Below are 18,217 nucleotides of genomic sequence, written 5' to 3'. Positions count from 1 at the left end.
TACAATAGACTGATAATGAAATAATCTTTAAAACTATAAAGAGGTAAAACGATGCTATTAAAAAATACTAGAGATAAATGGGCAGGATTCATCATTACCTTCACCCTGTTACTATTGCTAATGTGCGCAAGTGTAGTTTACGGGTATACCGATACCTCGTGGAAAATGGCCATCGATTCATTTACAAATTTTAATGGGACAAATGAACATTTAATTATTCAAACTGTTAGACTGCCACGGGCCCTTATTGCTGCCGCGGTTGGGGGAAGTTTAGCGATAACCGGAGTATTATTGCAAACACTGACGAAAAATCCGCTCGCCTCGTCTGAGTTTTTCGGGGTAAACGCCGGAGCAGGTCTCGCAGTAGTGATTGCTGTTACGATCTTTTCGCTTAGTAATTTGCAGGTGTTTACATGGGTATCTTTTCTTGGTGCTGCCATTGCAGCCATTAGTGTATATCTGGTTGGTTCTGTTGGCCGGGAAGGGCTGACGCCAATGAAACTTACTTTAGCGGGCGCAGCGATGACGGCGATGTTTGCCTCGTTAACTCAGGGACTGCTTGTGTTAAACGAATCAGCGTTGGAGCAAGTTTTGTTTTGGCTTGCAGGTTCAGTTGCCGGAAGAAAATTAGAAAATTTAACTGCCGTTCTTCCTTATCTCGCCTTCGGCTGGCTAGCTGCCCTTTTCATATCTTCGAAACTGAATGTTCTCGCAATGGGGGAAGACGTCGCCAAAGGATTAGGATTAAATACTGGATTCATCAAAATTGTTTCGGTGATCATCGTCATTCTGTTATCAGGAGGAGCCGTTGCTGTTGCCGGACCGATTGCCTTTATTGGGATTGTGATTCCGCATCTAACCCATTTTATTGTTGGGAACGATCACAAATGGGTTATCCCTTTCTCAGGATTATTGGGTGGTATTCTATTGCTTGCTGCTGATATTACGGCACGATACATCGTGATGCCAGAGGAAATGCCGGTCGGTGTAATGACTGCCATCATTGGTACTCCATTCTTTATTTATATTGCGAGAAAGGGGTTCAATGGTTGATGAATCATTATAAAAGCTTACGTATTTTTAAAGGGAAGATTTCTTTTTTAGTCGATAAACGTGCTTTATTCGTGTCTCTTTGCTTATTGCTTGTTACAGCAGCCGTGTTTGTCGTCAGCACTGGTCTTGGAGAAATGAAAATCGGTCCGCTGAGAGTACTTCAAGTATTATTAGGCGGTGGAGAAGAGATGGATCGTTTGATTATCCAATCTTTTCGTTTACCTAGGATTCTTGTTGCGTTAATGGTTGGAATGGGATTGGCTGTAGCAGGTGGAATCCTGCAGGGGATGATCCGTAATCCGCTTGCTTCTCCGGATATTCTGGGAATTACCGGGGGCGCTGCTGTTGCTGTAGTTGGATTTTTGGCGATTTTTAGTGATGAAAATAATGCGTTAATCGTAAGTATAAAGTGGATGCCTGTAGCTGCGTTTGTCGGTGCGGCAATAGTCGCTCTTCTTGTTTATTTCCTTGCCTGGAAAAATGGAGTATCTCCGATAAGGCTAGTTCTAATTGGAATTGGAATGATGACGTTAATGAAGGCTTTAACTACCTTGATGATGGTATTTGGTCCAATTTATCAAGCTAGTCAGGCTAATATTTGGATTACTGGAACAGTATACGGGTCTAATTGGGACAATGTTGCGATTCTTGTGCCGTGGATTTTAGTCTTGCTGTTCATCACCTTTATGTATGCACGTAACGTAAATATTCAAGAGTTAGGTGATGAAATTGCGATTGGTGTAGGAAGCAATATTCAACGCCACCGCTTTATTTTGTTGTTGTTAAGTACCGGCCTTATTGGCGGGGCGGTAGCGTTTGCCGGCGGGATTGGTTTTGTCGGACTAATGGCTCCACATATGGCGAGAAGATTAGTAGGTTCAGCATTCGGGGCGCTATTACCTGTTTCAGCACTGATCGGTGCCATTCTTGTCATGATGGCTGATTTAATTGGAAGAACGTTATTTTCCCCATTAGAAATTCCTGCCGGTGTATTTACAGCCAGTATTGGAGCACCTTATTTTATATACTTATTATTTATAACAAGAAATTAATAGAAATTGATCGGTCAGTAAAGGAGTGGGCGTAATGAAATCGGCTATTGAAACGAATAATCTTACACTTTCATATGGAGAAACCATTATTATTGAAGAGTTGAATTTAAAAATCCCAAAGGGTGAAATTACCGTTTTTATAGGTGGAAATGGCTGCGGGAAATCAACCCTTCTACGTTCAATTGCCCGATTGCTTAAGCCAAAAACAGGGGCAGTGTTACTAGATGGAGCGTTCATCTCGAGCATGTCGACGAAGGATGTTGCAAAAAAAATGGCCATCCTGCCCCAATCCCCGAATGCCCCGGAAGGATTAACGGTGTTACAGCTTGTAAAACAAGGGCGATATCCTTACCAAACATGGTTGAAGCAATGGTCTCAGGAGGACGAACAAAAAGTAAATGATGCTCTTAAGGCAACTGGTATGGAACCATTTAAGGATCGCACAGTTGATTCTTTATCCGGTGGTCAAAGACAGCGTGCATGGATTGCGATGACCCTTGCTCAGGATACAGAAGTCATTCTTCTTGATGAACCGACAACCTATTTAGATTTGACCCATCAAATTGAAATCCTCGATTTATTATTTGAATTGAATGAGCAAGAAAACCGAACGATTGTCATGGTCCTTCATGATTTAAATTTAGCATGTCGTTATGCTCATAATATTGTAGCGATAAGAAATCGGACGATTTATGCCCAAGGGAAGCCGGAAAATATCATCAACTGTAATCTTGTTAAAAATGTGTTTGATATGGATTGTGAAGTCACGATCGATCCGTTATTTGGAACACCTTTATGTATCCCCTATGGGAAGGGCAGATGTATTCTTCAGAAAGGGCAAGTTGCCAATGCTTAGTCTTAGTCATCTTACTGAACAGGAAATTTCAATTCTAAAAGGATTTAGGCTGACAGATACAAAAGTCAAGGCTGAACTTTCCATTGAGTTAACAAATTTACTGGGAAATAACGAGTGTTGCCGAGAGTATTTACAGAAGCTCACATCAGAATTCGGCTCTCCAAGTGACAAAGTAACGGCCTCCATTTTCATTAAACGATATGCTTTTTTGCCTGCTATCTACTTATATGCGATGACCGTTTGGAATAAACGTTTAAACATCGAATTTTCGAATGTATCGATTGAGTCACATAAACAAGACGACTTGTGGCTGCCTTCCTTTTATTTTAAAAATCTTTCCTTTTCTGAGTTCAATACGGGTAATCGTGATGAATGGCGCAAAGAAGCTATAACCAATTTGTTTAGAGATCATTTATTTCCTGTAATCTCAAAGTTCGTTCAACATACGAAAATTTCAAAATACGTTCTTTGGGAAAATATTGCGGTTTATATTTTCTGGCTGTACGAATCCGTATTAAGCGAAATAGATGATCCTCATGTCCGAAAAAGAGCTTTAGATGATCTTCGCTACATTGTAAAAGAAACAACCGGGGAACTATTTGGCGGATATCATCAAAATCCTTTGACGAAGTATTATAGCGAACCAGTTTTTAATGAAATTCATAATCAAGAAATTCGTGTTCGGAAGACGTGCTGTTTTTCAAATCAACTTAGTCATCATTCAAAAAGCTGCTATACATGTCCAGCAAACTGTCACTAGAAAAAATAATAATTCGTATTTCTATAAAAGTGGGGAGGGGCCACGATGGAAGAATTAATGCGCGATTTGTTTTTGTTTTTATCTAAAAATAGATTGCTTACGAAACTGGCAAAAAGGTATGGTCTTCGATTTGGTGCTTCACGATTTGTAGCAGGTGAAACAATCAGTCAGGCAGTAGAAGTAATCAAAGATTTAAATCGTAAAGGGTTAGCGGTAACGATTGATTACCTTGGGGAATTTGTTGACAGTGAAGCTGAAGCCTTTACGATGGCGGATAACACGATCGAGGCCATTCATTTGATTGGCCGAGAAGAGCTAAATTCCCAGCTTTCGTTAAAATTGACCTCAATGGGCTTGGACATTTCTAATCAAGTGGTGCTAAAAAATATGCGGCGCATTCTTAATGCGGCAAAGCAAAACAATGTGTTTGTCACGATTGATATGGAGGATTTCACACGCTGTCAAAAAACGATTGATTTATTTAAGCAATTAAAGCTTGAATACCATCACGTTGGAACCGTTATTCAAGCTTATTTATACCGCTCAGAAAAAGATATTGAGGACTTAAATGAGTATTCTCCAAATTTGCGATTAGTGAAGGGGGCCTATAAGGAGCCGGTTGAGGTAGCTTTTCCAGAAAAGACGGATGTCGATGAAAATTTTAAGAAAATCATCAAGATGCATCTGCTTAATGGTAATTATACAGCGGTTGCGACACACGATGATGCCATTATTGAGTATACGAAGAATCTTGTAAAGGAATATAGTATTCCAAATGATTTATTTGAATTTCAAATGCTGTATGGGATTCGCCCTGAAAGACAATTAGATTTGGTGAATGAAGGGTATAAAACACGGGTTTATGTCCCTTATGGAACAGACTGGTATGGATATTTTATGCGCAGATTAGCAGAACGGCCAGCCAATGTTACTTTTGTTTTAAAGGGAATATTAAAAAAGTGACAACTGGCGTATAGATAAATGAATAAGAAAGAGCGGACCTCACTACCTCCATTTTGATTCACGCATGGAACCATTTTTTTGCTCTGTAATATTGGGCTGTTGATTTCCGCTCAGGTGCTCGCTTTCCGCGGGGGAGTCCGGGAGCCTGTCTAGCTGCAGCGGCTAGGGGCTCGGGGTCATAAGCCAATCCGTCAAGAAGGTCAAAGAACGACCTTCATGCCGGCTTGGCTTATGCCTGTCGCCCCTGGGCAAGCCGCTTCCGCTTTTCCTTCTCCTCGGCGCAAGCGCCTGTGGGGTCTCCCGAGACACCTTCTCCCGCAGGAGTCTCGCACCTTCCGCTCCAATCAACAGTGTTCTTTAATGCAGCCAATTGTGAAAATTAGATGGTAGTGAGGCCTGACTTATTAAGGAATTTAACGTTTTTTAAACTGGCTGTTTTGGCTATTTTGCTTGTCGGGTCCACCTGTTTCTATTCCAGGTCCAGCATTCCCCTTAACACTTGCCGCACTAATCCCAGCTTTCGAAGGATTTTTTTGACGTTTGGCCATGATCTCACCTCCATTTTTAACTTGCCCAAAAAGGTAATTCCTCATTTTAAAAAAAATTCATATTTTAAAAGATGAATATTGCGTTAATATTCAAAATATTTTATATTATAAGTACGAATTAGTAATTCGAATTTTTTTGGCATAAAAATGAATGAGTATTCATTCAATAACGTGTTGGAGGAGGAAGGACAATGATTCAACGAATAAACAGGGCTGTGGTATTAGGCTCCGGTGTAATGGGATCAGGAATTGCTGCACATTTAGCCAATCTGGGCATTCCGACTTTGCTTCTAGATATTGTGCCGAATGATGTAACCGCGGATGAGAAAGCAAAAGGCCTCACCGTCGAAGACAAACCAGTTCGAAATCGTTTTAGTAATCAGGCACTTCAAAATTTACTTAAACAAAAACCGGCACCGCTCACTTCGAAGAAAAATTTAGCTCTTATTGAACCAGGAAATTTTGAGGATGATTTTGAAAGACTCCAAGAAGCGGACTGGATTATCGAAGTTGTTGTTGAAAAATTAGAGATAAAGCAGCAGATATTTGCAAGAGTGGATCAATATCGCAAGCTGGGAAGCATCGTCAGCTCCAATACATCCGGAATTTCCGTTGAAGCAATGGTTGAAGGGCGATCTGAGGATTTCAAAGCCCATTTTCTTGGAACCCATTTCTTTAATCCTCCACGCTACTTAAAATTACTTGAAATCATTCCAACACAATATACAACCGATCATGTTCTTAAGTTTATGAAAACATTTGCCGAAGATGTTCTTGGTAAGGGTGTGGTTGTTGCTAAAGATACCCCGAATTTTATAGCCAATCGAATCGGAACATATGGCCTTCTTATAACTGTTGGGCAGATGCTTCAAGGAGGCTACAGTGTTGGTGAAGTAGATTCAGTTACAGGGCCGCTGATTGGACGCCCGAAGAGTGCCACCTTCAGAACACTTGATGTTGTCGGTCTTGATACATTTGTTCACGTTGCTAATAACGTATATGAGCAGGTTAGTGGGACAGAAAAAGATGTTTTTCAAGTTCCGTCATTTATAAAAGAAATGCTTCAAAAGGGCTGGTTAGGAAGCAAGTCCGGTCAAGGTTTTTACCTTAAAAAAGGAAAAGAAATTCTCGAACTAAATCCGAATACATTAGAATATGAAGCATCCAAAAAATTAAGAACACCAGCACTGGAAATGAGCAAGCAAGAAAAAGGTGTAAAAAACAAATTGAAAGCGCTTGTATTTGCGGACGATCGGGCCGGTGAGCTCCTCTGGAATATTTTATCCCCAGTCCTTGTGTATGCTGCAGAACTGGTCGGGGAGATTGCCGATGATATTATCGCGATCGATCAGGCAATGAAATGGGGCTTTGGCTGGGAACTGGGCCCGTTTGAAACTTGGGATGCTATCGGTTTAGAAAGATCGGTATTGAAAATGGAAGAGGCTGGCACAGTCATTCCGATGTGGATCAAACAAATGCTAAACAACGGACAGACATCATTCTATCAAGAACAGGATGGGGAACTCGTTTATTATCACAATGGCGAGTACAAAAAAAACGTAGAAAATCCTAAAAAAATCAATCTTAAACAGCTTAAAAAACAAGACAACAGGGTGATTAAGAAAAATTCCGGTGCTAGCTTAATTGACCTTGGTGACGGGGTAGCGCTACTAGAGTTTCATTCGCCAAATAATGCAATTGGCCCCGATATTACTCAAATGATTACCTATGCCGTTGAAGAAGTAGAAAAGAACTTCAAAGGACTCGTCATCGGCAACCAAGGGAAAAATTTCTGTGTGGGCGCTAACTTGGCGATGATTCTGATGGAAGCACAGGACGACAATATTTTTGAACTGGATTTAGTCGTTCGAAGCTTCCAGCAAGCGATGATGAAAATTAAATACTGCAATAAACCAGTTGTTGCGGCACCTTTTGGAATGACACTTGGGGGAGGAGCAGAGGTTTGTTTACCTGCTGCCAGTATCCAAGCTGCACCGGAAACGTATATTGGACTTGTCGAAGTTGGGGTGGGCTTAATCCCTGGCGGCGGGGGCAATAAAGAATTGTATATTAAGCACCTAAATGCGATTCCTCAAGGAGTTGAAGTGGATTTACAAAAGGTTGCGAACAGTGTGTTTGAGAAAATAGCGTTGGCGAAAGTCTCGTCATCAGCCGAAGAAGCACGAGAGAATTTCTTCCTAACCGGGAAAGACGACATCAGCACAAATGGAGACCACCTAATTTATGATGCAAAACAAAAAGTGCTGGCTTTAGACCGTAATGGTTATCAACCGCCTGTTCGAAAGAAAGTTCCAGTCGTAGGTGAAACAGGTTACGCTGCTTTGTTACTTGGGGCTCAATCGATGTTTTATTCTGGGTATATTTCTGAGCATGACTTAAAGATTGCTAAAAAGCTCGCCTATGTGATCGCTGGAGGAAAAGTCTCATTTGGAACGGAAGTCGATGAGCAATATTTATTAGACTTAGAGAGAGAAGCGTTCTTAAGCTTAGTTGCTGAACCAAAGTCACAACAGCGAATGCAGCACATGTTATTAAAAGGGAAACCGTTGCGTAACTAACTTAGTAGATTCATAGATACTTTCTTTACTGAATTTGATGAACTTTAAATGAGAATGTGAGGGGAAACTCAGATGAGAGAAGCGGTTATCGTTAGTGGAGCCAGAACACCGGTTGGAAAGGCAAAGAAGGGAACATTGGCCCATGTGCGGCCAGATGATTTAGGAGCTCTTGTTGTAAAGGAAACAATACGTCGTGCAGGCAATTATGAAGGAAATATCGATGATCTCATCATTGGGTGTGCAACACCGGAAGCCGAGCAAGGCTTAAACATGGCTCGAAATATTGGAGCTTTGGCTGGCCTGCCATACACCGTACCGGCAATCACAATAAATCGTTACTGTTCATCGGGGTTACAGGCCATTGCCTTTGCGGCCGAAAAGATCATGCTTGGTCACGCCGATACGATTATTGCTGGCGGTGTTGAGTCAATGAGTATGGTGCCAATGCTGGGCCATGTAGTCCGCCCAAATGTAAAACTTGCAGAATCTGCACCGGAATACTATATGGCTATGGGCCATACCGCCGAGGAAGTCGCAAAAAAATATGGAATCACCCGTCAGGATCAAGACGCTTTTTCGGTTCGAAGCCATCAAAGGGCAGCGGCTGCCCTTCAAGCCGGGATATTTGATGAGGAAATTGTTCCTGTAGATGTGACGATACGATCCGTTGACCAAAATCATCGCTTGGTTGAAAAGACCATTCAGTTTAAGCAAGACGAAGGGGTACGGCCTGATACGAATTTGGAGGCGTTAGCAAAACTGCGGCCGGCCTTTTCCGTAACAGGCACTGTGACAGCCGGTAATTCCTCGCAAACAAGTGACGGAGCAGCTGCTGTGATGATAATGGACCGGGAAAAAGCCGAAGGATTAGGATTAAAGCCGATGGCGAAATTTCGATCGTTTGCGGTTGGCGGGGTTCCGCCCGAAGTGATGGGAATAGGTCCGATTGTTGCGATTCCAAAAGCACTTAAACTGGCAGGTCTTGAACTTGCTGATATTGGTCTAATTGAATTAAACGAAGCGTTTGCGTCGCAATCATTGCAAATCATTCGAGAACTAGGTCTAGATGAAAATAAGGTGAATGTGAACGGTGGAGCGATTGCACTTGGTCATCCGCTAGGTTGTACCGGTACGAAGCTGACCTTGTCATTGATTCATGAAATGAAGCGTCGCAATGAGCAGTTTGGGATTGTAACGATGTGCATAGGTGGCGGAATGGGAGCAGCAGGAGTTTTTGAACTGCTCTAATCCTATAAGGCTTGGAATTTTGAATTGTTCAGCTAGCTTATAATGAAAAGGGGGAAGGCAAATGTCAAATCAAACCGAACGCTTTATTAAAGGTGGAAGCTTTTTAATAGAAGATATTGGATACGAACGGATGTGGACACCTGAAGACTTAACGGACGAACAAATCATGATTGCCAAAACGACTGAGGATTTTGTGGTCAATGAGGTTCTGCCTGAGGTGGAATATTTGGAAAAGCACGAGTTTGATCGGACTGTTCGCCTGTTAAAGGAAGCTGGGGAACTTGGGCTATTAGGAGCAGACGTACCAGAAGAATACGGCGGCTTGGGGTTAGACAAGATTAGTTCAGCGTTAATAACTGAAAAAATGGCGCGTGCCGGTGGGTTTTCGTTGTCACATGGTGCCCATGTTGGTATAGGCTCGCTGCCAATTATTCTTTTTGGAAATGAACAACAAAAACAAAAGTATCTACCTGCGCTAGCAACGGGAGAAAAGCTGGCAGCCTACGCGCTGACTGAGCCTGGATCCGGTTCTGATGCGCTGGGAGCAAAGACTACCGCAAAATTAAACGCGGAAGGAACCCATTTTATCTTAAATGGTGAAAAACAGTGGATAACCAATGCGGGTTTTGCGGATGTGTTCATTGTTTATGCAAAAATTGATGGAGAACATTTTACAGCGTTTATTGTTGAAAGAGATTTTCCAGGCGTCTCAACAGGTGCGGAAGAAAAGAAAATGGGAATCAAGAGCTCATCAACCAGGACGTTAATTTTAGAAGATGTACCGGTTCCAAGAGAAAATCTCCTCGGAGACCCTGGAAAAGGTCATGTGATTGCTTTTAATATTTTAAATATTGGTCGTTATAAGCTTGGAGTTGGCGCGGTTGGCGGGTCAAAACGAGCTTTTGAAGTGACCGTGAAGTATGCAAACGGGCGCCAGCAGTTTAAAACACCTATTTCGCAATTTAATTTAACAAAAGAAAAACTTGCCACAATGGCAGCAAGGCTTTATGCGGCTGAAACATCCGTTTATCGGACTGTCGGTCTTTATGAAGAGCGAATGGGTCAATTAACCGAGGAACAAGTGAAAGATCGTAAAGAAGTTGCCGCTTCGATTGCTGAATATGCGATCGAATGCTCCTTAAATAAATTTTTTGCCTCGGAAGTACTGGATTACGTGGTAGATGAAGGGGTACAAATCCACGGTGGATACGGGTTCATGCAGGAATATGAAATCGAGAGAGCGTATCGTGATTCGCGCATTAATCGAATTTTTGAAGGAACAAATGAGATTAACCGTCTATTAGTCCCGGGAACCTTCATCCGCAAGGCGATAAAAGGAGAGCTGCCACTTTTCCAAAAAGCACAGACCTTGCAAGAGGAGCTCATGATGATGATGCCAATTGAGCCTGGAGATGAGCCATTAGCCCAAGAGAAATACTTAACAAGTAATGCGAAAAAGATTGGGCTATTGGCTGCAGGGTTAGCTGCCCAAAAATATGGAAAATCATTGGAAAAGGAGCAGGAAATTTTAGCAAATATAGCTGATATTATTTCGAGTGCTTATGCAATGGAATCCGTTGTGCTCAGAACTGAAAAAGCGATTAGAAAGAATGGACTGGAAAAGAGTAAACAAAAACTGTTATATACACAAATTTTCTGTCAGGAAGCCTTTAATAAACTAGAACAAGATGCAAAAGAAATATTAATAGCGGTTGAAACCGGTGACACGCTTCGTATGCTTTTATCTGCATTGCGGAAATTTACACGTCATACCCCAATTAATGTTATTGCAAAAAAACGTGAAGCTGCCGACAAACTTATTGTGGCTGAAAAATACTTTGTTTAAGCAACAAGGGTTCTAAGATTACTTTTAATAAGGTCTTCCTCTTTAAACGGAAGACCTTATTATTTTTTTAAAGGATTTTTACAAAAAGGGTCGAATAGTTTTTAAAGAAGTTCTTCTTGATTTTTAGATGTGAATTTTTTATTTTCATGTTTTACAAAGAATGATCATTTGGGCAAAATAACATGGAGGTGAAAAAATGGGTTTAACCTTTTACTGGTATCCGAAGTGTGGTACGTGCCGGAAGGCGAAAAAGTGGTTGGAAGACCACAACATAGACTATAACGAAATACATATTGTTGAGAATCCTCCTTCCAGACTGGAACTGGAGGAATTATATCAACGAAGCGGTTTGGAGCTTAAGAAATTTTTTAATACGAGCGGCCAAAAATACCGTGATCTTGGAGTTAAGGACATGATTGGTAAAGCCAGTGAGTCTGAATTATTAGATTTGCTTTCATCCGATGGAATGTTAATAAAGCGGCCTATCGTTTCCGACGGAACGAAGGTTACAGTAGGATTTAAGGAAGACGAATTTGCACAAACGTGGAGTTAAATGATAATAAGAGTGGAGGATTAACAATCGATGAGTATTCCAAAAGAATTACGTTATTCTAATGAACATGAGTGGGTAAAGGTTGAAGGAGATAAAGTACGCGTGGGGATTACCCAATTTGCTCAATCTGAATTAGGGGACATTGTTTTTGTTGAACTTCCTGAAGTAGGAGATAAAGTTGTTGTCGATGAGCCTTTCGGAAGTGTTGAATCCGTTAAGACTGTTTCTGAATTATATGCACCGATTAGCGGCACTGTTGTGGAAATTAATGAAGATTTAACCGACAGCCCTGAATTTGTGAATGAATCTCCATACGAAAAAGCTTGGATGATTGTCGTTGAACCATCTGACCTAAGTGAAATTGAGAAGTTAATGACTGCGGAGCAGTATGAAGAAATGATAAATGCAGAGTAATGTTTTAACGCCTTGGGTTCAAGGCGTTTTTTTACAATTAAGGAATTATAGATTTCAATACTGTAGATACTTTTACTGCGTAAGACACGTCCAGCTCCAGCGCCCAACGACTAGTGGACTTCGCCCACCTCCCTACGATAAGTCAACATCGAATCGCTATCGCTCTTCGTGTTTCCTTTATCTCAGTCGATGTGCTCCAGTCCATACGTCGCTACCCGGGCGCTTCCGCTTTTGTGATTAGTTTAGGCAAAATATTAGTAATTGAGAGATATAGCAGGAATACAACACCAACTTATTGAATATAGAATAATCTACTATAAATACATCTTCGTTTTTAGGTGATAAATATGAAACAGGCGATTGAAAAGGTCATCATTGTTGAGGGAACCTCCGATAAAAAGAAGGTAAAGGGTATTATCAAGGAACCTATTGAAATCATTTGCACGAATGGAACAATCGGACTGAATCGTTTGGAAGAATTGATTGACTCTGTTATAGATAAGGATGTATATATTTTAGTGGATGCTGATAAAGCAGGAGAAAAACTGCGAAAACAATTTAAAAAAGAATTTCCCGAAGCAGAGCACCTCTATATTGATAAGTCGTATAAGGAGGTTGCCACAGCACCGGAGCATCATTTAGCGACGGTGTTACTTCAAGCAAATATTGATGTTTTTACGCAGTTTTTAGAAAGAGGATGAAGTAATACGATGCAGGAAATGTCAACGGAGCAAATCGATTCCATCTTCAAGCGTCATTTTAATGGGCTCATTTATACTTACACACCCATGTGCGGAACCTGCCAGGTTTCCGGGATAATGTTAACAGTGATTGAGGAGCTTTTACCGGAGATTGAGATTAGAAAGCTGAATGTTAATTTCTTTCCGGAACTAGCTGCACAGTTAACAATCGAAAGTGTACCTTGCCTGCTTTTTATAAAAGAAGGGGTCGTGGCAGAAAAATTATATGCATTTCGATCAGTGCCATATTTGTATGAAAAAATAATCAATTCATCTAAATGGTATAGGTGAGGTGATCACGATGGGGTGTTTGTTGGATACCTTTATTCATGACTATAACCAAAAGAGTCACATTCATAATTTAGGAAACAGTCGGGAATTAAGGATATGTTTTGATACAGACAGAGGGAAGTATTTCCTTTCCGTCGAAAATGGAGTTGCCCAAATGCTTGAAAAGTTTCCTGAGGGTCAGGATGATGTCGTAACCATTGTCTCCAGCTACAGTACTGCAGTCCATTTGTTGGGAGGTAAAATGAAGCTTCGTGAAGCTGTCAGTCATCAACTTCTGACGGTATCTGCTTCGTTAAGAAAGATATTATTGCTTGAGGCTGTCTTATTTTTAACGAAACAGGGATCATCTGAGGAGCCGGACCTGGAAAATTTAACAAATGTATGTTGACTTAAATAAATTTCCTATGATACTATTATTTTCAAATAAATGTGAATATTAAGTTCTTATCAAGAGAGGTAGAGGGACTGGCCCTATGACGCCCGGCAACCGGTTATGAACGCGGTGCTAATTCCAGCAGAGTGTAAGCTCTGAAAGATAAGAAGAGACTGAGCTCCAACCCTCTTCTTATGAAAAGAAGAGGGTTTTTTGGTTTTTAAAAAAATGGCTGTGTTAAAGAACATTGTTTGTTTATGAGCATCTGTTGATTGGAGCGGAAGGTGCGAGACTCCTGCGGGAGAAGGTGTCTCGGGAGACCCCACAGGCGCTTGCGCCGAGGAGGCTCCCGGACTCCCCCGCGGAAAGGGAGCACCTCTCGCTGTAATCAACAGACAAATTTAACAAAGCCTAAAAAAATATTAGGGGAGAGAAAGAGAATGAGTGAAAAACAAAAGAATTATCGTTTCGAGACTTTAAGTGTACATGGAGGATTAGCTCCAGACCCAGTAACCGGGGCAAGAGCGGTTCCCATCTACATGAGCAATGCCTACCAATTCGAAAATACAGAACACGCTGCTAATTTATTTGCTCTAAAAGAGCCAGGTTATATTTATACCCGTATACATAACCCAACCGTTACCGTTCTTGAAGAAAGAGTCGCATTATTAGAAGGGGGAATCGGTGCCTTAGCATTAGCAAGCGGAATGTCAGCCATTACCATCGCCATTTTAAATGTTGCCCAGGCTGGCGATGAAATTGTCGCTGCTTCCACTCTTTACGGAGGTACATACAATCTGTTTGCGATAACCCTTCCTAAATATGGAATAAATGTTAAGTTCGTTAATGCTGAGGATCCTGAAAACTTCAGAGCAGCGATCACGGACAAAACTAAGGCTGTATTCGCTGAAACGATCGGAAATCCAAGCTTAAGAATATTAGATATTGAAAAAGTGGCGGAAATTGCTCATGAAGCAGGCGTTCCGCTAATCGTAGATAATACCTTTGCAACACCTTATTTATTAAAGCCAATTGAATTTGGTGCTGATATTGTTATCCACTCTGCAACTAAATGGTTAGGCGGCAATGGAACGACCATGGGCGGAGTCATCGTGGATGGCGGAAAATTTGATTGGGGTACAGGCAAGTTCCCAGGCTTTGTACAGCCTGATCCAAGCTACCATGATATTGTCTATAGCGAAGCAATTGGAGCTGCTGCATATATCGTAAAAGCAAGAGTTCAGTTATTGAGAGATATGGGGCCTGCTCTTAGTCCGCTTAATGCTTTCCAGATTACATTAGGATTGGAGACACTCCATGTTCGTATGAAGGAGCATATCGCTAATACGAAAAAAATTATTGAATATCTAGATGCTCATCCTGCAGTTAAATGGATTTTATATCCTGGTAATGAGGGGCATCCTGACAAAGCGCTTGCTGATAAATATTTGCCAAAAGGTCCAGGTTCTGTCGTTGTCTTTGGAATTGAAGGTGGCCGAGAAGCAGGGGCGAAATTTATTAATGAATTAAATCTTTGGACCCATGTAGCCAATGTAGGCGATGCAAAAAGTTTAGTCATCCATCCTGCAAGCACGACTCACCAGCAATTAGACGAAGAAGGCTTGGCAGCAGCTGGTGTACCAGAGGATCTTATTCGACTATCAATTGGAATTGAAAATGTGGAGGATCTAATCGAGGACCTTGAACAAGCGATTAAAGAAGCTACTGGGTTATCCTCAATAGAATAAGGTTATCGAATTTGTCAGAAAAATTATTTTAGTATAAAAAATATATTGACACCTATTTTTACTCCGTGATAAAATCACTTTCATAGCTAAGTTTGTTATCGGAAATTTTAAAAATAATAAATATATTTGCTCTTATCAAGAGAGGTGGAGGGACGTGCCCTATGAAGCCCGGCAACCGTCAAATTGCTCGATGCAATTTGAAAAGGTGCCAATTCACACAAAGCAGACGCTTTGGAAGATGAGAGAAGGGAATAGAACATTACTATGCCTTTCTGCTTATCTGCAGAGAGGCATTTTTTATTATTTCAGAATCAATGCTTAGTTACATTGCAATAGCATTTGCAAAGGAAATGCATATAGATTGAAAGGGATAGCTTGTCAATCTATTGAATCGTTATGAATGAATAGTTAAGAACATTCAAAACATAATGAGATACAATCCGTTTTTTTACAAGGGCTATAAAGAAAAAAGAGGGTGATCCTATGATTTCTATAAATGGAGTAAAAAAGATTTATCCTTCTAAATCAGGACGTGTTGTTGCCGTCGATAATGTGAATTTAGAGGTAAAAGAAGGAGAAATCTTCGGTGTCATTGGCTATAGCGGAGCCGGAAAAAGTACATTAATCCGAATGCTTAACGGACTTGAGATCCCGACAGAAGGTACGATTAATGTAGCTGGACGTGAGGTTTCCAAAATAAAAGGAAATGAACTCAGACAGGCCCGACAAGAAATAAGCATGATCTTTCAACACTTTAACTTGCTTTGGTCAAGAACCGTTCGTGAAAACATCGCATTTCCACTTGAAATTGCAGGTGTTTCGAAACAAGAGCGGGTCAAACGCGTTGATGAATTAATTAAATTAGTCGGACTTGAGGGTAGAGAAGATGCCTATCCAGCACAGCTAAGCGGCGGCCAAAAGCAGAGAGTTGGGATTGCCAGAGCACTGGCGAATAACCCAAAGGTATTGCTTTGTGACGAAGCGACATCTGCCTTAGACCCGCAAACAACTGATTCAATTTTAGATTTATTAGTTGATATTAATAAACGGTTAGGGCTTACGATCGTCCTCATTACACACGAAATGCATGTTATCAGAAAAATATGCCACCGTGTCGCGGTTATGGAGGATGGAAGGATTGTTGAGCTTGGTCCGGTGTTAGAGGTATTTAAAAATCCGGTCCAGCCAATTACGAAGCGTTTTGTTAAGCAAGTGACTGAGCCAGAGGAAACAAAAGAAACAGTCGAGCATCTGTTGAAGCGCTATCCAAGTGGACAGGTTGTCCAGCTAACTTTTGTTGGGGAAGCTGCGGAACAGCCAGTAATTGCTAACCTTATCCGGCAATTTGCCTTAACGGTAACGATTCTGCAAGGGAAAATTTCACAAACACAAACGGGTTCCTATGGAACATTGTTTATACATCTTGATGGCGAAAAGTCAGAAATAGATAAGGCGATTGACTTTATTCACTCCCAGCAAGTAGGGGTGGAGGTGATTCGTAATGACTAATCTATTTGAAACAGTAAAATGGGATTTATTAATAGAAGCAACAAAAGAAACGATTTATATGACATCCATTTCGGTGTTGGCAACGTTTATATTAGGGTTACTGCTAGGTTTGTTGTTATTTTTAACCGATAAGGGAAACATATGGGAGAATCGCTTTATTAATGTCATTATTGCAGCTTTCGTAAATATTTTCCGCTCGATTCCTTTTATTATCTTAATCGTTCTATTAATTCCTTTTACGAAACTATTGTTAGGAACGATGTTGGGGGCGGAAGCGGCATTGCCTGCGTTAATTATCGGAGCGGCACCGTTTTTCGCTCGAATGGTTGAGATCGCCCTAAGGGAAATTGATAAAGGGGTTATTGAAGCATCACAATCGATGGGGGCAACACACGCCCACATCATTTTAAAAGTATTAATTCCGGAATCGTTACCGGCTTTAATTTCGGGGATAACTGTTACGGCAATTTCGTTAGTAAGTTTTACGGCAATGGCCGGAGTAATTGGAGCTGGAGGACTTGGACACTTTGCTTATCTGGAAGGGTTCCAACGTAATCGTCCGGAGGTTACATTTGTAGCAACTGTTGCCATTTTAATTTTAGTATTTATCATCCAATTTATTGGAGATTATTTTACAAAAAAAACAGACAAACGATAACAGGAGGGAATAAGGATGAAAAAATTATTAAGTTTATTCTTGGTTGCATTACTAGCTTTCACGTTAACAGCTTGCGGTGGCGGGGACGATGACACTGCAAAGAAAGACAAAAAGGATGGCAATAAAACTTTAGTAGTTGGAGCAACAGCTGTTCCTCATGCTGAGGTACTTGAAGCTGCAAAGCCTCTTTTAAAGGAAAAAGGAATTGACCTAGAAGTAAAGGTATTCACAGACTATATCCTACCTAACGTTGCTTTAAGAGATAAAGAGCTTGATGCAAACTATTTCCAAACACCTGGTTACTTAGAGCTAGAAATGGAACAAAATAAAGATTATGATTTTGTAAGTGTTGGCGAAATCCACAAAGAACCAATCGGAATTTATTCAAAGAAATATAAAGATATAAAGGACCTTCCTGAAGGTGCAAAAATTATTATGAGTAATTCATTAAGTGACCATGGTCGTATTTTACCTATTTTTGAAAAAGCTGGCTTAATTAAGCTTAAAAAAGGCGTTGGCGCTAACGCTAGAGTAGAAGATATCGTGGAAAATCCGAAGAAACTTGATTTCGGAACGCTTATTGAAGCAAAGCTATTGGCTTCATCTTTTGAAAATGGTGAAGGTGATGCAGTTGTCATCAATGGTAACTATGCATTAGAAGGCGGGATTGACGCAAATAAGTACGGCTTGAAAAATGGATTTGAAGCTGCTGACATTGTACCTGCGAACCTAGTTGTGGTTCGTTCTGAAGATAAGAATCGCGAGGAAATTAAAACACTTGTTGAAGTTCTTAAATCTGATGAGATTCAAGAATTCATTAATGAAAAATACAAAGGTGTTGTTTTATTAGCTCAATAAATGCATTAAACAGAGGGTTCAGTGCTTGCACTGGCCCTCTTTTTTCTAAATAAACTAAAATCTTGTTAAAATTGATTTAAAACAAGGAATAAACGAAAAGGTTCAGTTAAGATAAAAAAAACCCCAAGGCTGACTCAAAAAAGGGGTCAGCTTTCCGATATTTTGATA

18 protein-coding genes and 2 riboswitches are annotated in these 18,217 nt (G+C 40.7%); of the genes, 17 read left to right on the top strand and 1 reads right to left on the bottom strand.

Annotated elements, in window-relative coordinates:
• Nucleotides 1-51 precede the first annotated feature (51 nt).
• From ACI48O_RS06215 to ACI48O_RS06195, 5 genes are read left to right on the top strand one after another with little or no spacing between them, the layout of a single operon-like run.
• Nucleotides 52-1,053: a FecCD family ABC transporter permease gene (locus ACI48O_RS06215; protein WP_435560873.1), complete on the top strand. Its 1,002-nt coding sequence runs from the start codon at nucleotides 52-54 to the stop codon at nucleotides 1,051-1,053.
• Entirely contained in the window at nucleotides 1,053-2,105 is a 1,053-nt protein-coding gene (locus tag ACI48O_RS06210) for a FecCD family ABC transporter permease (RefSeq protein ID WP_435561038.1), read from the top strand. Before ACI48O_RS06215 ends, ACI48O_RS06210 begins: the two co-directional genes overlap by 1 nt.
• Before the next feature lie 34 nt (nucleotides 2,106-2,139).
• A complete protein-coding gene (locus ACI48O_RS06205) occupies nucleotides 2,140-2,961 on the top strand; it encodes an ABC transporter ATP-binding protein (protein ID WP_435560872.1) in 822 nt (273 codons plus the stop codon).
• Complete coding sequence (locus ACI48O_RS06200) at nucleotides 2,954-3,721, top strand: IucA/IucC family C-terminal-domain containing protein (protein WP_435560871.1); 768 nt, start codon at nucleotides 2,954-2,956, stop codon at nucleotides 3,719-3,721. The genes ACI48O_RS06205 and ACI48O_RS06200 overlap by 8 nt, the downstream gene beginning before the upstream one ends.
• Nucleotides 3,722-3,766: 45 nt before the next feature.
• Nucleotides 3,767-4,684: a proline dehydrogenase family protein gene (locus ACI48O_RS06195; protein WP_435560870.1), complete on the top strand. Its 918-nt coding sequence runs from the start codon at nucleotides 3,767-3,769 to the stop codon at nucleotides 4,682-4,684.
• A gap of 413 nt (nucleotides 4,685-5,097) precedes the next feature.
• Here the strand turns inward: ACI48O_RS06195 and ACI48O_RS06190 are convergent, their stop codons facing one another.
• Nucleotides 5,098-5,232 carry a YuzL family protein gene (locus ACI48O_RS06190; RefSeq protein ID WP_435560869.1) on the bottom strand — a complete coding sequence of 45 codons (135 nt, stop codon included), beginning with the start codon at nucleotides 5,230-5,232 and terminating at the stop codon, nucleotides 5,098-5,100.
• Nucleotides 5,233-5,423: 191 nt separating this feature from the next.
• On the opposite strand from ACI48O_RS06190, the gene ACI48O_RS06185 reads away from it, so the two are divergent.
• From ACI48O_RS06185 to ACI48O_RS06130, 12 genes are all read left to right on the top strand, one after another.
• Complete coding sequence (locus tag ACI48O_RS06185; RefSeq protein WP_435560868.1) at nucleotides 5,424-7,811, top strand: 3-hydroxyacyl-CoA dehydrogenase/enoyl-CoA hydratase family protein; 2,388 nt, start codon at nucleotides 5,424-5,426, stop codon at nucleotides 7,809-7,811.
• Between the two features lie 72 nt (nucleotides 7,812-7,883).
• Complete coding sequence (locus ACI48O_RS06180; protein WP_435560867.1) at nucleotides 7,884-9,059, top strand: acetyl-CoA C-acetyltransferase; 1,176 nt, start codon at nucleotides 7,884-7,886, stop codon at nucleotides 9,057-9,059.
• A 61-nt stretch (nucleotides 9,060-9,120) separates the two neighbouring features.
• Entirely contained in the window at nucleotides 9,121-10,905 is a 1,785-nt protein-coding gene (locus tag ACI48O_RS06175; RefSeq protein WP_435560866.1) for an acyl-CoA dehydrogenase family protein, read from the top strand.
• A 196-nt stretch (nucleotides 10,906-11,101) separates the two neighbouring features.
• Nucleotides 11,102-11,458, top strand: a complete 357-nt coding sequence (locus ACI48O_RS06170) for an arsenate reductase family protein (RefSeq protein WP_435560865.1) — start codon at nucleotides 11,102-11,104, stop codon at nucleotides 11,456-11,458.
• Between the two features lie 30 nt (nucleotides 11,459-11,488).
• Nucleotides 11,489-11,872, top strand: coding sequence for a glycine cleavage system protein GcvH (gene gcvH / locus ACI48O_RS06165; RefSeq protein ID WP_435560864.1), 384 nt, complete (start codon nucleotides 11,489-11,491; stop codon nucleotides 11,870-11,872).
• Nucleotides 11,873-12,219: 347 nt separating this feature from the next.
• Nucleotides 12,220-12,573 carry a toprim domain-containing protein gene (locus ACI48O_RS06160; RefSeq protein WP_435560863.1) on the top strand — a complete coding sequence of 118 codons (354 nt, stop codon included), beginning with the start codon at nucleotides 12,220-12,222 and terminating at the stop codon, nucleotides 12,571-12,573.
• Between the two features lie 9 nt (nucleotides 12,574-12,582).
• Nucleotides 12,583-12,903 (top strand): thioredoxin family protein, encoded by a 321-nt coding sequence (locus ACI48O_RS06155; protein ID WP_435560862.1) that lies wholly within the window; start codon nucleotides 12,583-12,585, stop codon nucleotides 12,901-12,903.
• A gap of 10 nt (nucleotides 12,904-12,913) precedes the next feature.
• Nucleotides 12,914-13,291 carry a hypothetical protein gene (locus ACI48O_RS06150; RefSeq protein WP_435560861.1) on the top strand — a complete coding sequence of 126 codons (378 nt, stop codon included), beginning with the start codon at nucleotides 12,914-12,916 and terminating at the stop codon, nucleotides 13,289-13,291.
• Nucleotides 13,292-13,344: 53 nt separating this feature from the next.
• Nucleotides 13,345-13,445, top strand: a riboswitch (SAM riboswitch).
• 271 nt (nucleotides 13,446-13,716) lie between these two features.
• Nucleotides 13,717-15,024 (top strand): O-acetylhomoserine aminocarboxypropyltransferase/cysteine synthase family protein, encoded by a 1,308-nt coding sequence (locus ACI48O_RS06145; RefSeq protein WP_435560860.1) that lies wholly within the window; start codon nucleotides 13,717-13,719, stop codon nucleotides 15,022-15,024.
• Between the two features lie 129 nt (nucleotides 15,025-15,153).
• Nucleotides 15,154-15,269, top strand: a riboswitch (SAM riboswitch).
• A 238-nt stretch (nucleotides 15,270-15,507) separates the two neighbouring features.
• Nucleotides 15,508-16,533: a methionine ABC transporter ATP-binding protein gene (locus ACI48O_RS06140; RefSeq protein ID WP_435560859.1), complete on the top strand. Its 1,026-nt coding sequence runs from the start codon at nucleotides 15,508-15,510 to the stop codon at nucleotides 16,531-16,533.
• Nucleotides 16,526-17,191, top strand: a complete 666-nt coding sequence (locus tag ACI48O_RS06135) for a methionine ABC transporter permease (RefSeq protein ID WP_435560858.1) — start codon at nucleotides 16,526-16,528, stop codon at nucleotides 17,189-17,191. Before ACI48O_RS06140 ends, ACI48O_RS06135 begins: the two co-directional genes overlap by 8 nt.
• A 15-nt stretch (nucleotides 17,192-17,206) precedes the next feature.
• Nucleotides 17,207-18,049, top strand: coding sequence for a MetQ/NlpA family ABC transporter substrate-binding protein (locus tag ACI48O_RS06130; protein ID WP_435560857.1), 843 nt, complete (start codon nucleotides 17,207-17,209; stop codon nucleotides 18,047-18,049).
• The last annotated feature ends 168 nt before the right edge of the window (nucleotides 18,050-18,217 follow it).

Origin of the sequence: Neobacillus terrisolis (assembly GCF_051233475.1) — a bacterium.
Taxonomy (GTDB): Bacteria; Bacillota; Bacilli; order Bacillales; family Cytobacillaceae; genus Bacillus_BU.
Note: the sequence above shows the minus strand (reverse complement) of the source record. Positions and strands in the feature narration are given on the sequence as shown.

Bases quoted from the DNA above. Each gene is read 5' to 3' on its own strand.
- ACI48O_RS06135 (WP_435560858.1), top strand. From the start codon at position 16,526: ATGACTAATCTATTTGAAACAGTAAAATGGGATTTATTAATAGAAGCA.
- ACI48O_RS06205 (WP_435560872.1), top strand. From the start codon at position 2,140: ATGAAATCGGCTATTGAAACGAATAATCTTACACTTTCATATGGAGAA.
- ACI48O_RS06170 (WP_435560865.1), top strand. From the start codon at position 11,102: ATGGGTTTAACCTTTTACTGGTATCCGAAGTGTGGTACGTGCCGGAAG.
- ACI48O_RS06180 (WP_435560867.1), top strand. From the start codon at position 7,884: ATGAGAGAAGCGGTTATCGTTAGTGGAGCCAGAACACCGGTTGGAAAG.
- ACI48O_RS06175 (WP_435560866.1), top strand. From the start codon at position 9,121: ATGTCAAATCAAACCGAACGCTTTATTAAAGGTGGAAGCTTTTTAATA.
- ACI48O_RS06215 (WP_435560873.1), top strand. From the start codon at position 52: ATGCTATTAAAAAATACTAGAGATAAATGGGCAGGATTCATCATTACC.
- ACI48O_RS06200 (WP_435560871.1), top strand. From the start codon at position 2,954: ATGCTTAGTCTTAGTCATCTTACTGAACAGGAAATTTCAATTCTAAAA.
- ACI48O_RS06150 (WP_435560861.1), top strand. From the start codon at position 12,914: ATGGGGTGTTTGTTGGATACCTTTATTCATGACTATAACCAAAAGAGT.
- ACI48O_RS06185 (WP_435560868.1), top strand. From the start codon at position 5,424: ATGATTCAACGAATAAACAGGGCTGTGGTATTAGGCTCCGGTGTAATG.
- ACI48O_RS06155 (WP_435560862.1), top strand. From the start codon at position 12,583: ATGCAGGAAATGTCAACGGAGCAAATCGATTCCATCTTCAAGCGTCAT.
- ACI48O_RS06210 (WP_435561038.1), top strand. From the start codon at position 1,053: ATGAATCATTATAAAAGCTTACGTATTTTTAAAGGGAAGATTTCTTTT.
- ACI48O_RS06160 (WP_435560863.1), top strand. From the start codon at position 12,220: ATGAAACAGGCGATTGAAAAGGTCATCATTGTTGAGGGAACCTCCGAT.
- ACI48O_RS06190 (WP_435560869.1), bottom strand. From the start codon at position 5,232: ATGGCCAAACGTCAAAAAAATCCTTCGAAAGCTGGGATTAGTGCGGCA.
- ACI48O_RS06140 (WP_435560859.1), top strand. From the start codon at position 15,508: ATGATTTCTATAAATGGAGTAAAAAAGATTTATCCTTCTAAATCAGGA.
- ACI48O_RS06130 (WP_435560857.1), top strand. From the start codon at position 17,207: ATGAAAAAATTATTAAGTTTATTCTTGGTTGCATTACTAGCTTTCACG.
- ACI48O_RS06195 (WP_435560870.1), top strand. From the start codon at position 3,767: ATGGAAGAATTAATGCGCGATTTGTTTTTGTTTTTATCTAAAAATAGA.
- gcvH (WP_435560864.1), top strand. From the start codon at position 11,489: ATGAGTATTCCAAAAGAATTACGTTATTCTAATGAACATGAGTGGGTA.
- ACI48O_RS06145 (WP_435560860.1), top strand. From the start codon at position 13,717: ATGAGTGAAAAACAAAAGAATTATCGTTTCGAGACTTTAAGTGTACAT.